The sequence below is a fragment of the Paracoccus aerius genome, assembly GCF_014656455.1.
GTDB lineage: Bacteria > Pseudomonadota > Alphaproteobacteria > Rhodobacterales > Rhodobacteraceae > Paracoccus > Paracoccus aerius.
Genome location: NZ_BNCL01000102.1, coordinates 1 through 626 on the forward strand (window position 1 = coordinate 1; position 626 = coordinate 626).

The window sequence follows — 626 nt, forward strand, 5'->3', positions numbered from 1 at the left end:
CCTCCCATGTGTGGATACCTCGGTCGGTGCAAGCTTTCTTTTGAACGGTTCGGACATGTGATCGGGTACGGTCATGTGTCAGGCCTCAATGTGCGGCTTTGACAATGCCGCGGGCCGGTATGGCGATGCGAAGGCTGGGTCCATATCAATGAGCCCGAGCTGCGAGCTCTCTGGGAGGGCCTGGTTTCCCCAACCTCGATCTGGTCGATCGTTTGTCCTTACTGGTCAATGTCCGTCTCACACCTGCCAGCCCTTGCCGTGTCACACGGCCGGGGCAGGGTCTCGATAATCCTCCTGTTTCGTCATCACCGCCCAGATCGCGCGGGCGGTCTTGTTTGCCAAGGCGATGGCGACGAGCATCCGAGGCTTGCGCGCCAGCATCTGCTCGAGCCAAGACCCCTTTGGAGGGCCGTTTTTGATCGCCCATCTGACCCGCGTCATCGCGCCGATGATCAACAGCCTTCGGATGTCCCGTTGTCCCATTTTGGAGGTCCGCCCTAGGATTTGCCGGCCACCGGTCGACTTCTGGACGGGGACGAGACCCAGCCAGGCGGCAAAGTCGCGTCCTCTTCGGAACCCTTCCATCGGGGGAGCGAACGCCTGGATCGCCATGGCGCTGATGGGTC

General features: G+C 61.3%; 1 protein-coding gene. It reads right to left on the reverse strand.

Annotated features, from left to right (window positions below):
* Positions 1–261: 261 nt before the first annotated feature.
* A partial coding sequence (locus IE224_RS20890; RefSeq protein WP_191313442.1) for a transposase occupies positions 262–626 on the reverse strand: 365 nt, incomplete at its 5' end.